Here is a 673-nt window from a genome sequence, read left to right as displayed (position 1 = left end):
GGCCGGCTGGGCCAGGGCGGCGTCGTAGAGCCGGCGGGCGGCCGGGTCGCTCAGCACGGCATAGGCCTGACGCAACTGCCGGAAGGCCACCTCGGCCTCGCTCGCCGGCAGGGCGGTGGTGTCCGGGTGGTAGCGCTTGCTGAGGCCCCGGAACGCCTGGCGCAGCTCCTGGTCGGTGGCGGTGGGCTGCAGCTGCAGCACCTGGTAGTGGGTGGGGGTGGAGGGCTTGGCTGTGGAGGACATGGTCCCTGAGGCGGCGGTGGCAGCCTGCCCGGCGTGAGGGATCCTAGGGAGAAGCACCACTGCCGTAGCGGATGGCCGCCAGCCCCGACCCCAGCCCCCCCGCCGATGCCGGCCTCTGGCAGGCGCTGGGCTGGACCCCCACCGATGAGCAGCTGGCGGCGCTGGTGGCCCTGCAGGAGCAGCTGCGGCTGTGGAACGGCCGGGTCAACCTCACCCGCCTCGTGGAGGGCGACGATTTCTGGATCGCCCAGGTGTTCGACAGCCTCTGGCCCTGGGTGCCCCTGCTCACGGCCCCGGGCGGCGTTCCGGACGGCCTGGAGCTGATCGACGTGGGCACCGGCGGCGGCTTCCCCGGGCTGGCCCTGGCGATCGCCCTGCCGACGGCCCGGATCACCCTGGTGGATTCGATGGGCCGCAAGCTGGAGGCGGT

Annotated in this window: 2 protein-coding genes; one reads left to right on the top strand and one right to left on the bottom strand. The window is 73.7% G+C overall.

Features of this window, described 5'->3' with window-relative positions; translation table 11 throughout:
• Positions 1-243, bottom strand: a 243-nt coding sequence (locus VB737_RS17210; protein WP_500314770.1) for a J domain-containing protein, incomplete at its 3' end; no start/stop codon positions are given.
• A gap of 71 nt (positions 244-314) precedes the next feature.
• Here VB737_RS17210 and VB737_RS17205 point away from each other — a divergent pair.
• Positions 315-673: 16S rRNA (guanine(527)-N(7))-methyltransferase RsmG (locus VB737_RS17205; protein ID WP_500314768.1), on the top strand; the 359-nt coding region annotated here is incomplete at its 3' end.

This window comes from Synechococcus sp. BA-120 BA3 (assembly GCF_034931285.1).
Lineage (GTDB): Bacteria > Cyanobacteriota > Cyanobacteriia > PCC-6307 > Cyanobiaceae > Cyanobium.
Note: the sequence above shows the minus strand (reverse complement) of the source record. Positions and strands in the feature narration are given on the sequence as shown.